16 protein-coding genes are annotated in these 17,662 nt (G+C 65.5%); 7 read left to right on the forward strand and 9 right to left on the reverse strand.

What is annotated here, in order from left to right; all coding sequences use genetic code 11:
* The first annotated feature begins 84 nt into the window (after positions 1-84).
* Genes FW760_RS07550 through FW760_RS07560 form a run of 3 tightly spaced genes read left to right on the forward strand, consistent with a single transcriptional unit; the run spans position 85 to position 3,101 of the window.
* Positions 85-969 carry an MBL fold metallo-hydrolase gene (locus tag FW760_RS07550; RefSeq protein ID WP_116052438.1) on the forward strand — a complete coding sequence of 295 codons (885 nt, stop codon included), beginning with the start codon at positions 85-87 and terminating at the stop codon, positions 967-969.
* A gap of 39 nt (positions 970-1,008) precedes the next feature.
* Positions 1,009-2,286: an NAD(P)/FAD-dependent oxidoreductase gene (locus FW760_RS07555; protein ID WP_116052439.1), complete on the forward strand. Its 1,278-nt coding sequence runs from the start codon at positions 1,009-1,011 to the stop codon at positions 2,284-2,286.
* Complete coding sequence (locus tag FW760_RS07560) at positions 2,283-3,101, forward strand: sulfite exporter TauE/SafE family protein (protein WP_100634897.1); 819 nt, start codon at positions 2,283-2,285, stop codon at positions 3,099-3,101. Before FW760_RS07555 ends, FW760_RS07560 begins: the two co-directional genes overlap by 4 nt.
* 7 nt (positions 3,102-3,108) lie before the next feature.
* Here FW760_RS07560 and FW760_RS07565 read toward each other — a convergent pair whose 3' ends face one another.
* The gene (locus tag FW760_RS07565) at positions 3,109-3,996 is read right to left on the reverse strand and encodes a LysR family transcriptional regulator (RefSeq protein ID WP_116052440.1); all 888 of its coding nucleotides are present in this window, start codon (positions 3,994-3,996) and stop codon (positions 3,109-3,111) included.
* A 136-nt stretch (positions 3,997-4,132) separates the two neighbouring features.
* Here FW760_RS07565 and FW760_RS07570 point away from each other — a divergent pair, with 136 nt between their 5' ends.
* Together FW760_RS07570 and FW760_RS07575 are read left to right on the forward strand one after the other, a co-directional pair.
* Positions 4,133-5,782, forward strand: a complete 1,650-nt coding sequence (locus FW760_RS07570) for a GMC family oxidoreductase N-terminal domain-containing protein (RefSeq protein WP_116052441.1) — start codon at positions 4,133-4,135, stop codon at positions 5,780-5,782.
* Positions 5,783-5,876: 94 nt separating this feature from the next.
* Positions 5,877-7,499, forward strand: coding sequence for an MFS transporter (locus FW760_RS07575; RefSeq protein WP_043862238.1), 1,623 nt, complete (start codon positions 5,877-5,879; stop codon positions 7,497-7,499).
* A gap of 179 nt (positions 7,500-7,678) precedes the next feature.
* Here the strand turns inward: FW760_RS07575 and FW760_RS07580 are convergent, their stop codons facing one another.
* Genes FW760_RS07580 through glyQ form a run of 4 tightly spaced genes read right to left on the reverse strand, consistent with a single transcriptional unit; the run spans position 7,679 to position 12,021 of the window.
* Positions 7,679-8,449, reverse strand: coding sequence for a lysophospholipid acyltransferase family protein (locus FW760_RS07580; RefSeq protein ID WP_116052442.1), 771 nt, complete (start codon positions 8,447-8,449; stop codon positions 7,679-7,681).
* A gap of 21 nt (positions 8,450-8,470) precedes the next feature.
* Complete coding sequence (gene gmhB / locus FW760_RS07585) at positions 8,471-9,013, reverse strand: D-glycero-beta-D-manno-heptose 1,7-bisphosphate 7-phosphatase (RefSeq protein WP_116052443.1); 543 nt, start codon at positions 9,011-9,013, stop codon at positions 8,471-8,473.
* A 3-nt stretch (positions 9,014-9,016) separates the two neighbouring features.
* Entirely contained in the window at positions 9,017-11,071 is a 2,055-nt protein-coding gene (gene glyS, locus FW760_RS07590; protein ID WP_043862241.1) for a glycine--tRNA ligase subunit beta, read from the reverse strand.
* The gene (glyQ, locus tag FW760_RS07595; protein WP_043862242.1) at positions 11,068-12,021 is read right to left on the reverse strand and encodes a glycine--tRNA ligase subunit alpha; all 954 of its coding nucleotides are present in this window, start codon (positions 12,019-12,021) and stop codon (positions 11,068-11,070) included. The genes glyS and glyQ overlap by 4 nt, the downstream gene beginning before the upstream one ends.
* An 81-nt stretch (positions 12,022-12,102) precedes the next feature.
* Here glyQ and FW760_RS07600 point away from each other — a divergent pair, with 81 nt between their 5' ends.
* Both FW760_RS07600 and FW760_RS07605 read left to right on the forward strand, forming a co-directional pair.
* The gene (locus tag FW760_RS07600) at positions 12,103-12,654 is read left to right on the forward strand and encodes a DNA-3-methyladenine glycosylase I (RefSeq protein WP_043862243.1); all 552 of its coding nucleotides are present in this window, start codon (positions 12,103-12,105) and stop codon (positions 12,652-12,654) included.
* Positions 12,655-12,693: 39 nt separating this feature from the next.
* Positions 12,694-13,581 carry a lysophospholipid acyltransferase gene (locus FW760_RS07605; protein WP_116052444.1) on the forward strand — a complete coding sequence of 296 codons (888 nt, stop codon included), beginning with the start codon at positions 12,694-12,696 and terminating at the stop codon, positions 13,579-13,581.
* Between the two features lie 107 nt (positions 13,582-13,688).
* Here the strand turns inward: FW760_RS07605 and FW760_RS07610 are convergent, their stop codons facing one another.
* Genes FW760_RS07610 through fmt form a run of 4 tightly spaced genes read right to left on the reverse strand, consistent with a single transcriptional unit; the run spans position 13,689 to position 17,648 of the window.
* Complete coding sequence (locus tag FW760_RS07610; RefSeq protein ID WP_043862245.1) at positions 13,689-14,000, reverse strand: tetratricopeptide repeat protein; 312 nt, start codon at positions 13,998-14,000, stop codon at positions 13,689-13,691.
* A 12-nt stretch (positions 14,001-14,012) separates the two neighbouring features.
* Positions 14,013-15,386: a Trk system potassium transporter TrkA gene (gene trkA, locus FW760_RS07615; RefSeq protein WP_043862246.1), complete on the reverse strand. Its 1,374-nt coding sequence runs from the start codon at positions 15,384-15,386 to the stop codon at positions 14,013-14,015.
* A gap of 19 nt (positions 15,387-15,405) precedes the next feature.
* Positions 15,406-16,719 (reverse strand): 16S rRNA (cytosine(967)-C(5))-methyltransferase RsmB, encoded by a 1,314-nt coding sequence (gene rsmB / locus FW760_RS07620; protein WP_116052445.1) that lies wholly within the window; start codon positions 16,717-16,719, stop codon positions 15,406-15,408.
* On the reverse strand, positions 16,716-17,648 hold the full coding sequence (gene fmt, locus FW760_RS07625; protein WP_446443715.1) for a methionyl-tRNA formyltransferase: 933 nt from the start codon (positions 17,646-17,648) through the stop codon (positions 16,716-16,718). The genes rsmB and fmt overlap by 4 nt, the downstream gene beginning before the upstream one ends.
* Positions 17,649-17,662: the final 14 nt, after the last annotated feature.

The raw sequence follows: 17,662 nt of genomic DNA on the forward strand, positions 1-17,662 counted from the left end.
CGCTGGCACATATCTTGATGACTGTTGGTCGAATGCCTGCACGGCTGGCCGGCAGGCATCAGCGGATTTCTCTGGAGAGCGGTAATGATCATCGGCGGTAACCTGTATGTAGAAGCGCTGTTCGACAGCGCGACCTCGACCATCAGCTACCTGGTCATGGACCAGGCCAGCGCGCACTGCGCCCTGATCGACAGCGTGCTGGACTATGACCCCAAGGCCGGGCGTACCGACACCGCCTCGGCCGACAAGCTGATCGCACGGGTACGCGAGCTGGGTGGCCAGGTGCAGTGGATACTCGAGACCCATGTGCACGCCGACCACCTCTCAGCTGCCGCCTATCTCAAGCAGGCGCTGGGTGGCCAGGTGGCCATCGGCAGCCGCATCACCCAGGTGCAGAAGGTGTTCGGCACGCTGTTCAATGCCGAACCCGGCTTTGCCCGTGATGGCAGCCAGTTCGATGTGCTGCTGGACGACAACGGCGAGCTCGACCTTGGCACGCTCAAGCTGCGCGCCTTGCACACACCGGGGCATACCCCGGCCTGCATGACTTACCTGGTACAGGCCGGTGACGAGTGCGTCGCGTTCGTCGGCGACACCTTGTTCATGCCGGATTACGGCACGGCCCGCTGCGACTTCCCCGGGGCCGATGCGCGTACCCTGTACCGCTCGATCCAGCGCATCCTGGCCCTGCCGGATGCCACCCGCCTGTTCATGTGCCACGACTACCTGCCCGGAGGCCGTGCATTGCGCTACATGACCACGGTGGGCGAACAGCGCGCCAGCAACATTCACATTCGCGACGGCATCAGCGAGGACTGCTTCGTGGCCATGCGCGAAGCCCGTGATGCCACCCTCGACATGCCGCAACTGATCCTGCCCTCGGTGCAGGTGAACATGCGCAGCGGCCAGTTGCCCGAGCCGGAAGACAACGGTGTGCGCTACCTGAAGATCCCGCTCAACAAGCTCTGAACCTGCTGCACCAGAATTATTATTAAAGGACGTACTGCCATGCCTGCCGCCTCCTCTGCCGCTGCCCGCGAGGTCAGCCACCACAAGGTGCTGATCGTCGGCGCCGGTGCCGCCGGAATCGCCACCGCCTCCAGCCTGCTGGCGCGTGATGCCTCCCTGGATATCGCGATCATCGACCCCGCCGACGTTCACTACTATCAACCTGGCTGGACCATGGTCGGCGCGGGCGTGTTCCGTGCAGCGTCCACCGCCCGCACCCTGGCCTCGACCGTGCCGGCGGCGGTCAGGTGGATCAAGGCCGCCGTGCAACAGTTCGACCCGCAGGCGCAGACCGTCAGCCTGGATGACGGGCGCCTGGTGAGCTACGAACAGCTGGTGGTATGCCCCGGGCTGCGGTTGGCCTGGGACGCCATCGACGGCCTGGTCGAGACCCTCGGCCAGAACGGCGTGACCTCCAATTACCGCTACGACCTGGCACCCTACACCTGGCAGCTGGTGCAGGGCCTGAAGGAAGGCCGCGCCGTGTTCACCCAGCCACCGATGCCGATCAAGTGCGCCGGTGCCCCACAAAAAGCCCTGTACCTGTCGTGCGACCACTGGCTGCGCAGCGGGCGCCTGGGGGCGATCCAGGCGCAGTTCTTCAACGCCGGCAACGTGCTGTTCGGTGTCGCCGACTATGTGCCGGCGCTGATGGAATACATCGACCGTTACGGTGTGGACCTCAACTATTCACACCGGCTGGTGGCGGTGGACGGGCCGGGCAAGCGCGCGACCTTTCTGCGCACCCTGCCCGACGGCAGCAGCGAAACCGTGGTGCAGGCATTCGACATGCTGCATGTGGTACCGCCGCAGGTTTCGCCGGATTTCATCCGCAACAGCCCGCTGGCCGATGCGGCCGGTTGGCTCGAGGTCGACCCGGCCACCCTGCGCCATGCGTGCTACGGCAACATCCATGGCCTGGGCGATGTGATCAACACCAGCAATGCCAAGACGGCCGCCGCTGCCCGCAAGCAGGCGCCGGTGGTGGCCAACAACGTGCTGGTGGCACTGGGGCGCCTGTCGCGTCTGGCCGAATACGACGGCTACGGGTCGTGCCCGCTGACGGTGGAGCGCGGCAGGATCGTGCTGGCCGAGTTCACCTACGGCGGCAAGCTGGCACCAAGCTTTCCGCGCTGGTTGCTAGACGGGCGCAGGCCCACGCGCCTGGCCTGGCTGCTCAAGGCGCGGATACTGCCGCCGCTGTACTGGCGCTGCATGCTCAAGGGGCGCGAATGGCTGGCCAAGCCGGTTGCGCGACTGCGTGAGGCGCGCCAGTGACAGAGCATGAACTGGTCGGCGCCGGTCTGGGCGCCCTCATTGGCATCATCCTGGCCCTGACGGGCGCCGGTGGCGGCATTCTTGCGGTGCCGCTGCTGGTGTTCGGCCTGGGCCTGAGCATGGTCGAGGCGGCCCCGGTCGGCCTGCTCGCGGTGGGCCTGGCGGCAGGTGTGGGTGCGGTGCTGGGGCTGCGTCAGGGGCTGGTGCGCTACCGGGCCGCGCTGTTCGTCGCGCTGATCGGCATGTGCGCCACCCCCTTCGGCCTGCTGCTGGCGCATCGCCTGCACAATGCACCGCTGGCGCTGGGGTTCAGCGTGGTGCTGGTGTATGCCTGCGCACGCATGCTGCGCAAGGCCCGGCGCGAGCTGCGGGGCGAGCCGCCCTGTGCGGATCGTGCCCTGCAGCCCTGTGTGCTCAACCCGTTGCAGGGGCGCTTGCGCTGGACCCTGCCCTGCGCCCGCGCGTTGGCCTTCACCGGATTGCTCAGCGGCCTGCTGTCCGGCCTGCTCGGGGTCGGTGGCGGGTTTGTGATCGTGCCTGCCCTGGGGCGCTACACCAACCTTGAGATGAAAAGCATCGTCGCCACGTCGCTGGCGGTGATCGCCCTGGTGTCGCTGGGCAGCGTGTTGAGCGCCAGCCTCAGCGGGGTGATGCACTGGGGTGTCGGCGTGCCGTTTGCCGGCGGTGCGGTGGCGGGCCTGGTGGTTGCGCGCCAGTTCGCCCACCGCCTGGCCGGGCCGCGTCTGCAACAGGGCTTTGCGCTGGTGGGGATAGCGGCTGCCCTGTTGCTGGCGGTCAACACCCTGGCGCGCTGAACGCCGCTCACTCGGCGAGCAGTTCGCCTTGCTCGTCGGCGCACAGCGCCAGCAGGTAGTCCCACACTACCCGCAGGCGCACCGACTTGTGCAGTTCGCGCCGGGTGCTGATCCAGTAGCTGCGCTGGATGGTTTCGCTGGGCAGCACGCGCACCAGGTGCGGGTCGTGGCGGGCCATGTAGTTGGGCAGTACCGCGATGCCCAGCCCGGCACGCGCCGCATGCTGCTGGGCGATCACGCTGGTGCTGCGAAACACCACGTTCGGTGCGCGGCAGAAGCTGTTGAGAAACAGCAACTGCTGGCTGAACAGCAGGTCGTCCACGTAGCCGATCCAGCTGTGCCGGGACAGGTCTTCGCGGCTGTTGAGCGGCGCAGCCCTGGCCAGGTACTCGGGGCTGGCATACAGCGCCAGGCGGTAATCGGTGAGTTTTCGCGTGATCAACAGGTCGGCATGCGGGCGTTCCAGGTGAATGCTGATCTCTGCCTCGCGGTTGATGATGCTGACAAAGCGCGGCACTGCGACCAGCTCCACCTCCAGCCCGGGGTAGCGTTCGAACAGGCTGCCCATGCGCGGGGTGAAGAACATGATGCCGATGCCCTCGGTCACCCCCAGGCGAATCTTGCCCAGCGGCGTGATGGCCTGGGTGATCTCCTCCTGCGCCAGCAAGGCGACGTTCTCCATGGCTTCGGCGTGCTTGAGCAGGGCCTGCCCGGCCGGGGTCAGTTCATAGCCCTGGGCGTGCTGCACGAACAGTGCCGTGCCCAGGCTACTCTCGATGCTCTCGATATGCCGGGCTACGGTGCTATGGGTGGTGTTGAGGCGCTTGGCGGCGGTGAGCAGGCGGCCGCTACGCTGCAACTCGAGAAAAAACCGCAGGTCATTCCAGTCGAACATGCTTTTCCTTGTGAATCAGAGGTTCACTTGCGTTGTTCTAAAACGCACAGCTGTTGCGTGAAATCTAACGTGTTCAACTCGAAAATAATCAATAACACTGGCCTGGACAAGAATAAAAATCAGGCGCGAGGTCTTCATGGCACCAGCCGATCATTCCTACGACTACGTGGTAGTCGGTGCCGGCCCTGCCGGCTGTCTACTGGCCAATCGGCTGTCTGCCGACCCTGGCTGCCGCGTGCTGCTGCTCGAAGCCGGCGGTCGCGACAACTACCCCTGGATCCACATTCCGGTGGGCTACCTCTATTGCATTGGCAACCCGCGTACCGACTGGTGCTTCAAGACCGAAGCGCAACCGGGGCTCGACGGTCGCAGCCTGGGCTACCCACGGGGCAAGGTGCTGGGCGGGTGTTCCTCGATCAACGGCATGATCTACATGCGCGGTCAGGCCCGCGACTACGATCACTGGGCCGAACAGGGCAATCCCGGGTGGGCCTGGAATGACGTGCTGCCACTGTTCAAGGCCAGCGAAAACCATTTTGGCGGCGCCAGCGAGCTGCACGGCAACGCTGGCGAATGGCGGGTCGAACGCCAGCGCTATTCGTGGGCGATCCTCGATGCGTTTCGCGAGGCGGCAGCCCAGAGCGGCATCGCCAGCATTGACGACTTCAACGGTGGGGATAACCAGGGCTGTGGATACTTTCAGGTCAACCAGCGCAGCGGCGTGCGCTGGAATGCGGCCAAGGCATTCCTGCGCCCCGTGCGCCACCGCCCCAACCTGACGGTGCTGACCGGCGTCGAGGTGGACAAGGTGCTGCTCGACAATGGTCGCGCGTCGGCCGTTCAGGCGCGCTGGCAGGGCAGCGAACAGCGTTACCAGGCCCGCCGCGAAATCATCCTGTGTGCCGGGGCGGTGGGTTCGCCGGGCATTCTTCAACGCTCCGGCATCGGCCCGCGGCCATTGCTGGAACGCCTAGGCATCCCGGTATTGCACGAATTGCCCGGCGTGGGCGGCAACCTGCAGGATCACCTGCAACTGCGCCTGATCTACAAGGTCAGCAACGTGCGCACCCTCAACCAGGTGGCCAACACCCACTGGGGCAAGCTGGGCATGGGCCTGCGCTATCTGTATGACCGCAGCGGCCCGTTGGCCATGGCGCCGAGCCAGCTGGGGGCGTTCGTGCGCTCGCACCCCGAGCAGCCCACGCCCAACCTGCAGTACCACGTGCAGCCCCTGTCGCTGGACCGCTTCGGCGAGCCGCTGCACCGCTTTGCCGCATTCACCGCCTCGGTGTGCAATCTGCGCCCGCTCAGCCGCGGGCGTGTGGATATCCGCTCGGCCTACCCCGGCGATGCACCGGTCATCGACCCCAATTACCTCAGCGAGCCTGAAGACCTGCGCGTCGCCGCCCAGGCCATCCGCCTTACCCGACAGATCGTGCAGGCCCCTGCCCTCGCCGCTTTTGCACCGGTCGAATACCTGCCAGGCGCAGCACTCGATACCGAGGAGCAGTTGCAGCAGGCTGCCGGGCAGATCGGCACCACCATTTTCCATCCGGTAGGTACCTGCCGCATGGGCAACGGCCCGCTGGATGTGGTGGACGCACAACTACGTGTGCATGGCGTGGCGGGGTTGCGCATCGCCGATGCCTCGATCATGCCGCAGATCACCTCTGGCAATACCTGTTCACCCACCCTGATGATCGGCGAGAAGGCCGCGCAACTGATTCTTAAGGCCGCACCCGCAGCCAGCAACAGCAGTGGCAAGACCGCGTTAGCGACGCCCTGAGGGCGGCGTGCAGTGACGTCGGCAGCAGTCGGCCGGCGACGACAGTGGAACAACAACAAGAATCACTGTGCCCGCAAGGGCCGAGGACAGCACGATGTCGGACACTCTTCAACAGCAGGGCGCTGCAGCAGCGGGCAACAGCCGCCGCGAAGAACGCAAGATCATTTTCGCGTCATCCCTCGGGACGGTTTTCGAGTGGTATGACTTTTTTCTCTATGGGGCGCTGGCGGTCGTCATCAGCAAGCAGTTCTTTGCCGGGGTCAACGACACCACGGCGTTCATCTTCGCGCTGATGGCGTTCTCTGCCGGGTTCCTGGTACGGCCCTTCGGCGCTCTGGTGTTCGGGCGCCTGGGCGACATGATCGGGCGCAAATACACCTTCCTGGTCACCATCGTGCTGATGGGCCTGTCGACCTTCGCGGTGGGCCTGCTGCCCAACTACGCCAGCATCGGCATCGCCGCGCCGATCATCCTGGTGGTGCTGCGCATGCTCCAGGGCCTGGCCCTGGGCGGCGAATACGGCGGCGCGGCCACCTATGTGGCCGAGCACGCGCCGCCCGGCAAGCGCGGCTTTCACACCGGGTTCATCCAGTCCACCGCTACCCTCGGCCTGCTGCTTTCGCTGCTGGTGGTGCTGGGCAGCCGTTACCTCACGGGCGACCAGTTCGAGGTATGGGGCTGGCGCCTGCCGTTTTTGCTGTCGATCGTGCTGCTGGGTATCTCCACCTGGATCCGCATGAGCATGCACGAGTCGCCGGCCTTCGTGAAAATGAAAGCCCAGGGCAAGACCAGCAAGTCGCCGATTCGTGAGTCGTTCGGCTCGTGGGCCAACCTCAAGATTGTGCTCACCGCGCTGTTCAGCATCAACGCCGGCCAGGCGGTGACCTTCTACACCGCGCAGTTCTACGTGCTGTTCTTCATGACCCAGATGCTCAAGATGGACCCGGCCCAGGCCAATACCCTGCTGATCATCAGCGTGGTGATCGGCGCGCCGTTCTTCGTGTTCTTCGGCTGGCTGTCGGACCGGATCGGGCGCAAGCCGATCCTGATGCTCGGCCTGCTGCTGGCCACCGTGCTGTACTTCCCGCTGTTCAAGGGCCTGAGCCACTACGCCAACCCGCAGATCGACGCGGCCAGCCGCCAGGCGCCGATCGTGGTGATGGCCGACCCGCAGGGCTGCACCTTCCAGTTCGACCCGGTGGGCAAGGCACGTTTCGACAGCACCTGCGACAAGGTCAAGACCTTCCTGGTCAAGCAGGGCCTGCCGTACAGCTCGCAATCGGTGCCTGCCGGTACCGAGGTGGTGGTGACCATCGGCGAGCAGCGTATCGACGGCTTCGACGAAGCGGCCATGCGTGCGGCCATCGAAAAGGCTGGCTACCCGGCCAAGGCAGACCCGGCCAACGTGAACCAGCCGATGGTGGTGCTGCTGATCGTGGTGATGATCCTGATCGCGACCATGACCTATGGTCCGCTGGCGGCGGTGATGGTGGAGCTGTTCCCCACGCGCATCCGCTACACCTCGATGTCGCTTCCGTATCACATCGGCAATGGCTGGTTCGGCGGCTTCCTGCCGACGGTATCGTTCGCGCTGGTGGTGTATACCGGGGATATCTTCTACGGGCTGTGGTACCCGGTGCTGATTACCGGGGTGAGCCTGGTGGTGGGGATCTTCTGCCTGAAGGAGACCAACAAGGTGGACCTGGACAAGGTGTGAAAGGGCCTTAAGTAATCCACAAAAAAACCGGCCTAAAAGCCGGTTTTTTTATCGCGCGAAAAAACTTATGCACGATTTTCGCAAAACAGTAATACAGAGAAATAAGCATTTAAATCATAAGGTTAGCGAATTTTTCTGAAAGAAATCCAAATACTGTACACACGTTATCCACAGAACGGTCAGGTCACCGGCTGGGCGTCGTCGGGGGCGTGCGCCGGCAGCGAACCGAGGTCGCGCTGGGTCTGCTCGTTCCATGCCGCCGCACGGTCGTTGAGCGCTGCGATGGCGCGTGGCCCGGTGCCTTCGGCATACATAGGCTCGCCGATCACCACCTCGATGGTGCCGGCGCGCTTGCCCCAGCCTTCCTTGGGCCAGTACTTGCCGGCGTTGTGCGCGATCGGCAGCACCGGCAGGTTGGCATTAACCGCCAGCGCGGTACCGCCACGGGAGAACTTGCCGATCTTGCCGAACGGCACGCGGGTACCCTCCGGGAAGATCAGCACCCACACACCGTCCTTGAGCAGCTTGTCGCCTTCGGTGGCCACCTGCTTGAGCGCAGCCTTGGGGTTGTCGCGGTCGATGGCGATGGGCCGCAGCATGGCCATGGCCCACCCGAAGAACGGCACGTATAGCAGTTCGCGCTTGAGCACCTGGCTCAAGGGCTGGAAATAGGCGGAGAGGAAAAACGTCTCCCAGGTGCTCTGGTGATTGGAGAGGATCACGCAGGGTTGCGCCGGAATGTTCCCGGCCCCGGTGACGTTCACCCGAATGTTCAGGAAAACACGCACCAGCACCAGCGCAAAACGGCACCAGTACACATTGATGAAGCGGTAACGGGCGCGGAACGAAAGGAACGGCGCGATAAAGAAGCTCAGGGTGCACCACAGCAACGAGCTGGTACCCAGCAGCAGGTAAAAAAGAAAAATTCTGATCGCCTGCAGGATCGACATAGCGGAATGTACCGTTGCGGGCTAACCCGCCTGTGTGTGGATAAGTGCACTGGCGATCGACGCCAGGTCATCGAAAATCAGCGTTGCCTCGGGCACGCCCTTGCTCAGGGTCTGCTCGCCTTTGCCGGTCCTTACCAGAACCGGTTGTGCATCGACGGCGCGCGCGGCTTCCAGGTCACCCTTGCTGTCACCCACGAACCACACCCCGGCCAGGTCGACCGCGTAATGGTTGGCAATGGTGCGCAGCATGCCCGGCCTGGGCTTGCGGCAATCGCAGCCGTCGTCCGGGCCATGCGGGCAATAGACGATCAGTCCCACCTCGCCGCCCTGCGCCGCCACCAGCTCGCGCAGGCGCGCGTGCATGGCGTCGAGGGTGGCCAGGCTGTAATAGCCACGGGCGATGCCCGACTGGTTGGTGGCCACCGCCACCGTCCAGCCGGTCTTGCTCAGCTGCGCAATGGCCTCGATCGAACCCGGGATGGGAATCCATTCGTCCAGCGACTTGATGTAGGCGTCGGAGTCCTGGTTGATCACCCCGTCCCGATCGAGAATCAGCAGCTTCACGTCCTACCCCAGCAGCGAGATGTCGGCCACGCCCAGGAACAGACCGCGCAGGCGGCTGAGCAGGGCATAACGGTTGGCTCGCACGTTGGCGTCGTCGGCGTTGACCATCACCGCCTCGAAGAACGCATCCACCGGCTCGCGCAGCGCGGCCAGGCGCGCCAGCGACTCGCTGTACTGACGCGCAGCGGCCATCGGTTGTACCGCCTGATCGGCCTGTTGGATGGCCGAGTACAGCGAGAACTCGTTGGCGTTGTCGAAGTACTTGGGCTCTACCGAGGTCGCCACCGAACCTTCGGCCTTGCTCAGCAGGTTGGACACACGCTTGTTCACCGCAGCCAGGGCTGCGGCTTCCGGCAGCTTGCGGAACGCCTGCACGGCTTGCACGCGCTGGTCGAAGTCCAGTGCCGAGCCTGGCTTGAGCGCACGTACCGAGAGGTAGGTGGCCACGTCGATGCCTTCATCTTCGTAACGCGCACGCAGGCGGTCGAAGACGAATTCCAGCACCTGCTCGCTCAGGCCGGCAGCCTTGACCTTGGCACCGAACTGGGCGACGGCGACGTTCACCGCCTCGTTCAGGTCCAGGTCCAGCTGCTTCTCGATCAGGATACGCAGCACGCCCAGGGCGGCGCGGCGCAGGGCATAGGGGTCCTTGCTGCCGGTTGGCAGCATGCCGATGCCGAAGATGCCGACCAGGGTGTCGAGCTTGTCGGCGATTGCCACGGCCGCACCGGTCAGGGTCGAGGGCAGTTCGGCACCGGCACCGCGCGGCATGTACTGCTCGTTCAGGGCCAGGGCGACGTCTTCGGGCTCGCCGTCGTTGAGGGCGTAGTAGTAGCCGGCAACGCCCTGCATTTCAGGGAACTCGCCAACCATCTCGGTGGCCAGGTCGCACTTGGACAGCAGGCCGGCACGCGCCGCGCGCTGGGCGTCGCCGCCGATGCGCTGGGCAATGAACGCAGCCAGCTTGGCCACGCGCTCGGCCTTGTCGAACACGCTGCCCAGCTGTGCCTGGAACACCACGTTCTGCAGGCGCTCGTTGAAGCTTTCGAGCTTCTGCTTCTTGTCCTGCTTGAAGAAGAACTCGGCGTCGGTCAGGCGCGGGCGCACGACCTTCTCGTTGCCTTCGATGATCTGCTTCGGATCGCGGCTCTCGATGTTGGCCACGGTGATGAAGCGCGGCAGCAGCTTGCCGTCCACGTCCAGCAGGCAGAAGTACTTCTGGTTGTCCTGCATGGTGGTGATCAGGGCTTCCTGCGGCACCTCGAGGAAACGCTCCTCGAACGAGCACACCAGCGGCACCGGCCATTCGACCAGCGCGGTCACTTCGTCGAGCAGGGCCGGCGGCACGATCGCGGTGCCTTCCTGCAGGGTGGCCAGTTCGGCGGTGCGTTTGCTGATCAGCTCGCGGCGCTCGTTGGCGTCTGCCAGCACATAGGCGGCGCGCAGGTCGGCCAGGTAGTTGGCAGGCGAGGTGATGCGCACGGCCTCAGGGTGGTGGAAGCGGTGGCCACGCGAGTCGCGGCCGGCCTTCTGGGCGAGGATGGTGCAATCGATGACCTGGTCACCGAGCAGCATCACCAGCCACTGGGTCGGACGCACGAACTCTTCCTTGCGTGCACCCCAGCGCATGCGCTTGGGAATCGGCAGGTCGTTGAGCGAGTCTTCGACGATGGTCGGCAGCAGGCTGGCGGTCGGCTTGCCGACGATGTTCTGGCTGTAGCGCAGCTTCGGCCCGCTCTGGTCGATTTCACTGAGGTCCACGCCGCACTTCTTGGCAAAACCCAGGGCGGCCTGGGTCGGGTTGCCGTCGGCGTCGAACGCGGCCTGGCGTGGCGGGCCGTCGAGGTTGACGCTGCGGTCCGGCTGCTGGGTGGCCAGGGCGGTGATCAGCACCGCCAGGCGACGTGGCGCGGCGTACACGGTCTTGCTCTCGAAGCTCAGGCCGGCCGCTTGCAGGCCCTTGTCGATGCCGGCCAGGAAGGCTTCGGCCAAGGTGTTCAGGGCCTTGGGTGGCAGCTCTTCGGTGCCCAGTTCTACCAGGAAATCTTGAGCACTCATTGTGCAGCCTCCAGCTTGGCCAATACTTCGTCACGCAGGTCCGGGGTCGCCATCGGGAAGCCCAGCTTGGCACGGGCCAGCAGGTAGGCCTGGGCCACGGCACGCGCCAGGGTGCGCACGCGCAGGATGTACTGCTGACGCGCGGTCACCGAGATGGCGCGGCGTGCATCCAGCAGGTTGAAGGTGTGCGAGGCCTTGAGCACCATTTCATAGCTTGGCAGCGGCAGCGGCTGGTCCAGTTCGATCAGGCGCTTGGCTTCGCTCTCGTAGAAGTCGAACAGTTCGAACAGCTTGTCGACATTGGCGTGCTCGAAGTTGTAGGTGGACTGCTCCACCTCGTTCTGGTGGAACACGTCGCCGTAGGTCACCTTGCCGAACGGGCCGTCGGCCCATACCAGGTCGTAGACCGAGTCCACGCCCTGCAGGTACATGGCCAGGCGCTCCAGACCGTAGGTGATCTCGCCGGTGACCGGGTAGCACTCGATGCCGCCGGCCTGCTGGAAGTAGGTGAACTGGGTCACTTCCATACCGTTGAGCCAGACTTCCCAGCCCAGGCCCCAGGCGCCCAGGGTCGGCGACTCCCAGTTGTCTTCGACGAAGCGGATGTCGTGCACCAGCGGGTCCAGGCCCACGTGCTTGAGCGAGCCCAGGTACAGTTCCTGGAAGTTGTCCGGGTTCGGCTTCAGGACCACCTGGAACTGATAGTAGTGCTGCAGGCGGTTGGGGTTTTCGCCGTAGCGGCCGTCAGTCGGGCGACGACTGGGCTGCACATAAGCGGCGTTCCAGGTTTCCGGGCCGATGGCGCGCAGGAAGGTGGCGGTATGAAAAGTGCCGGCGCCTACTTCCATATCGTAGGGCTGAAGTACCACACAACCTTGCTCGGCCCAGTACTGCTGCAGGGCGAGGATCAGGTCTTGGAAGGTACGCACGGCTGGCGTAGGCTGGCTCACGAAATTCACCTTTTCCAGGGCTGCGAATATAAAGAGCGGGAGTATAACCCGATTCGCCCCCGCCTCTACCCTTGGAGCCTTATGCCACGCTGCTTTTGGTGTACCGATGATCCGTTGTACCAGGCCTACCACGACAGCGAGTGGGGCACGCCCCAGCGCGAGCCCGGCGCGCTGTTCGAAATGCTGCTGCTCGAAGGCTTTCAGGCCGGGTTGTCGTGGATCACGGTGCTGAAGAAGCGCGAGCGCTACCGTGAGGTGCTGTTCGGCTTCGACCCGCAGCGCCTGGCGCAGATGACCGATGCCGAGATCGAGGAGCGCATGCTCGACCCCGGCATCATCCGCAACCGCCTCAAGCTCAACGCCGCGCGGCGCAACGCCAGGGCATGGCTGGCGCTGGACGAGCCGGCGCAGTGGCTCTGGTCGTTCGTCGGCGGGGTGCCGAAAATCAATCATTTCAGCCAGCGCAACGAGGTGCCGGCGGTGACCGACGAGGCCACGGCCATGAGCAAGGCCCTGAAGAAGGCCGGCTTCACCTTTGTCGGGCCGACCATCTGCTATGCCTTCATGCAGGCCACTGGCATGGTCATGGATCACACCACCGATTGCGATCGTTACGCCGCCCTGCGCCGCTGACGGTTACAATGCGCGGCTTGCAGAAGGAGGAACCTGCCTGTGGATAAGTTCAAGGGCGCCTTGATGGTCGGGGCGTTGCGATTGTTTGCCAAGTTGCCCTGGGGCGCGGTGCAGCGGGTTGGCGCGGCCATCGGCTGGATCATGTGGAAGGTGCCCAACAGCTCGCGCAACGTGGTGCGTATCAACCTGGCCAAGTGTTTCCCCGAGATGGACCCGGCCGAACGCGAGCGCCTTGTGGGCCGCACGCTGATGGACATCGGCAAGTCGTTCACCGAAAGCGCCTGTGCGTGGATCTGGCCGGCGCAGCGCTCCATCGACCTGGTGCGCGAGGTCGAGGGCCTGGAGGTGCTGCACGAGGCACTGGCGTCGGGCAAGGGCGTGGTGGGCATCACCAGCCACCTGGGCAACTGGGAAGTGCTCAACCACTTCTATTGCAGCCAGTGCAAGCCGATCATCTTCTACCGTCCGCCCAAGCTCAAGGCGGTGGATGACCTGCTGCGCGAACAGCGCGTGCAACTGGGCAACCGCGTGGCGGCGTCGACCAAGGAAGGCATCCTCAGCATCATCAAGGAAGTGCGCAAGGGCGGCCAGGTGGGCATTCCGGCCGACCCGGAGCCGGCGGAATCGGCGGGGGTGTTCGTGCCGTTCTTTGCCACCAGGGCACTGACCAGCAAGTTCGTGCCGAACATGCTGGCCGGTGGCAAGGCGGTGGGGGTGTTCCTGCATGCGTTGCGCCTGCCGGACGGTTCGGGCTTCAAGGTGATCCTGGAAGCGGCGCCGGATGCGATGTACAGCACCGACGTGGAGACCTCGGCGGCGGCCATGAGCAAGGTGGTGGAGCGTTATGTGCGCGCGTATCCAAGCCAGTACATGTGGAGCATGAAGCGCTTCAAGAAGCGCCCGCCGGGCGAGACGCGCTGGTACTGAGCGCCCCTTCGCGGGTCAAGCCCGCTCCCACAGGGATATCAGTGATCTCAGGATCTGCTCTGTACCTGTGGGAGCGGGCTTGACCCGCGATGGGCTGCACAGCCGCCCTAAACAGCCTTGTCGAGCTTCCTGAGAAACACCGTCATCTCCTTCTCCGCCTGCTTGTCCCCATGCGCCTGCGCTGCAGCCAGCCCTTCGGTCCAGGCCTGGCGCGCGCCGGCCACGTCGCCCTGCACCTGATACGCCTTGCCCAGCAGCTTCCACGCCGCCGAGTACTTGGGGTCGAACTCCACGCAGCGGCGCAGGTGCAGCGCGGCCTCTGCGCCGTTGCCCTCATCCAGCCAGGCCTTGCCCAGGCCGAAGCGCAGCAGCGAGTTATCCACACCCTTGGCCAGCATCTTTTCCAGTGATTCGCGCATTCCGGTTTCTCCCTAGAAGAAGCTCAGGCCCACGTGGAACAGCTTCTCCACGTCGCGGATGTACTTTTTATCCACAACGAACAGGATCACGTGGTCGCCGGACTCGATCACCGTGTCGTCGTGGGCGATCAGCACCTGCTCGTCGCGGATGATCGCACCGATGGTGGTGCCCGGCGGCAGCGCGATGTCCTCGATGGCCTTGCCGATCACCTTGCTCGACTTCGAATCGCCGTGGGCAATGGCCTCGATGGCTTCGGCCGCGCCACGGCGCAGCGAGTGCACGCTGACGATGTCGCCGCGGCGCACGTGGGCCAGCAAGGTGCCGATGGTGGCCTGCTGCGGGCTGATGGCGATGTCGATCTCGCCGCCCTGCACCAGGTCGACATAGGCCGGGTTGTTGATGATGGTCATCACCTTCTTCGCGCCCAGGCGCTTGGCCAGCAGCGAGGACATGATGTTGGCTTCGTCATCGTTGGTCAGGGCCAGGAAGATGTCGGCGTCGGCGATGTTCTCTTCCAGCATCAGGTCGCGGTCCGAGGCGCTGCCCTGCAGCACCACCGTGCTGTCGAGGGTGTCGGACAGATAGCGGCAACGGGCCGCGTTCATCTCGATGATCTTGACCTGGTAGCGGCTCTCGATGGCCTCGGCCAGGCGTTCGCCGATCTGCCCGCCGCCGGCGATCACCACGCGCTTGTTGGTTTCGTCGATGCGGCGCAGCTCGCCCATCACTGCGCGGATGTGGTTCTTGGCGGCGATGAAGAACACCTCGTCGTCGGCCTCTATCACCGTGTCGCCCTGTGGCTTGATCGGCCGGTCGCGACGGAAGATCGCCGCCACGCGGGTGTCCACGTTGGGCATGTGCTCGCGGATCTGGCGCAGCTGCTGGCCCACCAGCGGGCCGCCGTAGTAGGCCTTGACCGCCACCAGCTGGACCTTGCCCTCGGCGAAGTCGATCACCTGCAGGGCGCCGGGGTGCTCGATCAGGCGCTTGATGTAGTGGGTGACCACCTGTTCGGGGCTGATCAGCACGTCGACCGGGATCGCCTCGTTGTTGAACAGGCCGCTGCGGGTCAGGTAGGCCGACTCACGAACCCGGGCAATCTTGGTCGGGGTGTGGAACAGGGTGTAGGCCACCTGGCAGGCGACCATGTTGGTCTCGTCGCTGTTGGTCACCGCCACCAGCATGTCGGCATCATCCGCACCGGCCTGGCGCAGCACCGTCGGCAGCGAGGCGCGGCCCTGCACGGTGCGGATGTCGAGGCGATCGCCCAGATCGCGCAGGCGGTCGCCATCGGTGTCGACCACGGTGATGTCGTTGGCTTCGCTGGCCAGGTGCTCGGCCAGCGTGCCGCCGACCTGCCCCGCGCCCAGGATGATGATCTTCATCCGCTCTCCCTTGTGCTGGTTAGTGTCCGCGAACGGCGGCGATCTTGATCAGCTTGGCATAGTAGAAGCCATCGTGGCCGCCTTCCTGCGCCAGCAACTGCCGGCCATGGGGCTGGCGGATGCCGGCCTCGGTGGCCAGGTCCAGCTCGCGCGCGCCCGGCGTGCGGGCCAGGAACGTCTCGATCACTTCGGTGTTCTCGGTCGGCAGGGTCGAGCAGGTGGCGTAGAGCAGGATGCCGCCCACTTCGAGGGTTGGCCACAGCGCGTCGAGCAGCTCGCCCTGCAGGCTGGCCAGGGCAGCGATGTCATCGGCCTGGCGGGTCAGCTTGATGTCCGGGTGGCGACGGATCACACCGGTGGCCGAGCAGGGAGCGTCCAGCAGGATGCGCTGGAAGGTCTTGCCGTCCCACCAGCTGGCGGTGTCGCGGGCATCGCAGGCGATCAACTGGGCATCCAGGCCCAGGCGGTCGAGGTTTTCACGCACGCGGGTCAGGCGCTTGGCTTCCAGGTCGATGGCCACCACCGCCTCCAGCCCGGCATGCGCCTCGAGCAGGTGGCAGGTCTTGCCGCCGGGGGCGCAGCAGGCGTCGAGCACGCGCTGGCCGGGCGCCAGGTCGAGCAGGTCGGCGGCCAGTTGCGCGGCTTCGTCCTGCACGCTGATCCAGCCCTGTTCGAAGCCCGGCAAACCGCGCACGTCGCAGGCCTCGGCGAGCAGGATACCGTCACGGCTGTACGTGCACGGCGCGGCATCGATGCCGGCTTCGCGCAGCAGGCCCAGGTAGGCATCGCGGCTGTGGTGGCGGCGGTTGACCCGCAGGATCATCGGCGGGTGGGCATTGTTGGCGGCGCAGATGGCTTCCCACTGCTCGGGCCAGAACGCCTTGAGCGACTTCTGCAGCCAGCGCGGGTGCGCGGTGCGCACCACCGGGTCGCGTTCGAGTTCGGCAAGAATCTCGCTGCTCTCGCGCTGGGCGCGGCGCAGCACGGCATTGAGCAGGGCCTTGGCCCAGGGCTTTTTCAGCTTGTCGGCGCACCCGACCGTTTCGCCGATGGCGGCGTGGGCCGGCACGCGGGTGTACAGCAGCTGGTAGAGGCCCACCAGCAGCAACGCCTCGACATCCGCGTCGGCGGCCTTGAACGGCTTTTGCAGCAGGCGCTCGGCCAGTGCCGACAGGCGTGGCTGCCAGCGTGCGGTACCGAAGGCCAGGTCCTGGGTGAGGCCGCGATCGCGGGCCTCGACCTTGTCCAGCTGGGCGGGCAGCGAACTGTTGAGCGAGGCCTTGCCGCTGAGCACGGCGGCCAGGGCGCGGGCGGCGGCCAGACGCGGGTTCATTGGCCCAGCACCGTGTCGCTGGCGAATTTTTCGCGGCGGCTGTTGTACAGGTCGCTGAAGTTCAGCGCCTTGCCGCCGGGCAGTTGCAGGCGGGTCAGGCAGAGCGCCTGCTCGCCGCAGGCCACGATCAGGCCGTCCTTGCTGGCAGACAGGATCTCGCCCGGCGCGCCCTTGCCATCGGCCAGGCGCGCACCCAGCACCTTGAGGGCTTCGCCGCCCAGGGTGCTGTGGCAGATCGGCCACGGGTTGAAGGCGCGGATCAGGCGCTCCAGTTCCTCGGCGGGGCGCGACCAGTCCAGACGCGCCTCGTCCTTGTTCAGCTTGTGGGCATACGTGGCCAGCGCGTCGTCCTGCACTTCGCCGTGCAGGGTGCCCGCGCCCAGGCCGTCGATGGCCTGCAGCACCGCAGGCGGGCCCAGTTCGGCCAGGCGATCGTGCAGGCTGCCGCCGGTGTCACTGGCGCTGATCGGGGTGCTGACCTTGAGCAGCATCGGCCCGGTGTCCAGGCCGGCCTCCATGCGCATGACCGTCACGCCGCTTTCGGCGTCGCCGGCCTGCACCGCGCGCTGGATCGGCGCGGCGCCGCGCCAGCGTGGCAGCAACGAGGCGTGGCTGTTGATGCAGCCCAGGCGCGGAATATCCAGCACCGCCTGGGGCAGGATCAGGCCGTAGGCCACCACCACCATCAGGTCGGGCTTGAGTGCGGCCAGCTCGGCCTGCGCCTCGGGGCTGCGCAGCGTCGGCGGTTGCAGCACCGGGATGGCGTTATCCACAGCCAGCTGCTTGACCGGGCTGGGCATCAGCTTCTGGCCACGGCCGGCCGGGCGGTCTGGCTGGGTGTAGACCGCGACGATTTCATGGGGGCTGGCCAGCAGGGCCTTGAGGTGTTCGGCGGCAAACTCGGGGGTGCCCGCGAAGACGATGCGCATGCAGTTCTCGCTTA

Source organism: Pseudomonas sp. 1176_21 (assembly GCF_052850635.1).

Excerpts from the sequence above, each read along its gene's own strand:
- FW760_RS07550 (WP_116052438.1), top strand. The coding sequence starts at position 85 with ATGATCATCGGCGGTAACCTGTATGTAGAAGCGCTGTTCGACAGCGCG.
- FW760_RS07555 (WP_116052439.1), top strand. The coding sequence starts at position 1,009 with ATGCCTGCCGCCTCCTCTGCCGCTGCCCGCGAGGTCAGCCACCACAAG.
- FW760_RS07565 (WP_116052440.1), bottom strand. The coding sequence starts at position 3,996 with ATGTTCGACTGGAATGACCTGCGGTTTTTTCTCGAGTTGCAGCGTAGC.
- FW760_RS07570 (WP_116052441.1), top strand. The coding sequence starts at position 4,133 with ATGGCACCAGCCGATCATTCCTACGACTACGTGGTAGTCGGTGCCGGC.
- FW760_RS07575 (WP_043862238.1), top strand. The coding sequence starts at position 5,877 with ATGTCGGACACTCTTCAACAGCAGGGCGCTGCAGCAGCGGGCAACAGC.
- FW760_RS07580 (WP_116052442.1), bottom strand. The coding sequence starts at position 8,449 with ATGTCGATCCTGCAGGCGATCAGAATTTTTCTTTTTTACCTGCTGCTG.
- glyS (WP_043862241.1), bottom strand. The coding sequence starts at position 11,071 with ATGAGTGCTCAAGATTTCCTGGTAGAACTGGGCACCGAAGAGCTGCCA.
- FW760_RS07600 (WP_043862243.1), top strand. The coding sequence starts at position 12,103 with ATGCCACGCTGCTTTTGGTGTACCGATGATCCGTTGTACCAGGCCTAC.
- FW760_RS07610 (WP_043862245.1), bottom strand. The coding sequence starts at position 14,000 with ATGCGCGAATCACTGGAAAAGATGCTGGCCAAGGGTGTGGATAACTCG.
- trkA (WP_043862246.1), bottom strand. The coding sequence starts at position 15,386 with ATGAAGATCATCATCCTGGGCGCGGGGCAGGTCGGCGGCACGCTGGCC.
- rsmB (WP_116052445.1), bottom strand. The coding sequence starts at position 16,719 with ATGAACCCGCGTCTGGCCGCCGCCCGCGCCCTGGCCGCCGTGCTCAGC.
- fmt (WP_446443715.1), bottom strand. The coding sequence starts at position 17,648 with ATGCGCATCGTCTTCGCGGGCACCCCCGAGTTTGCCGCCGAACACCTC.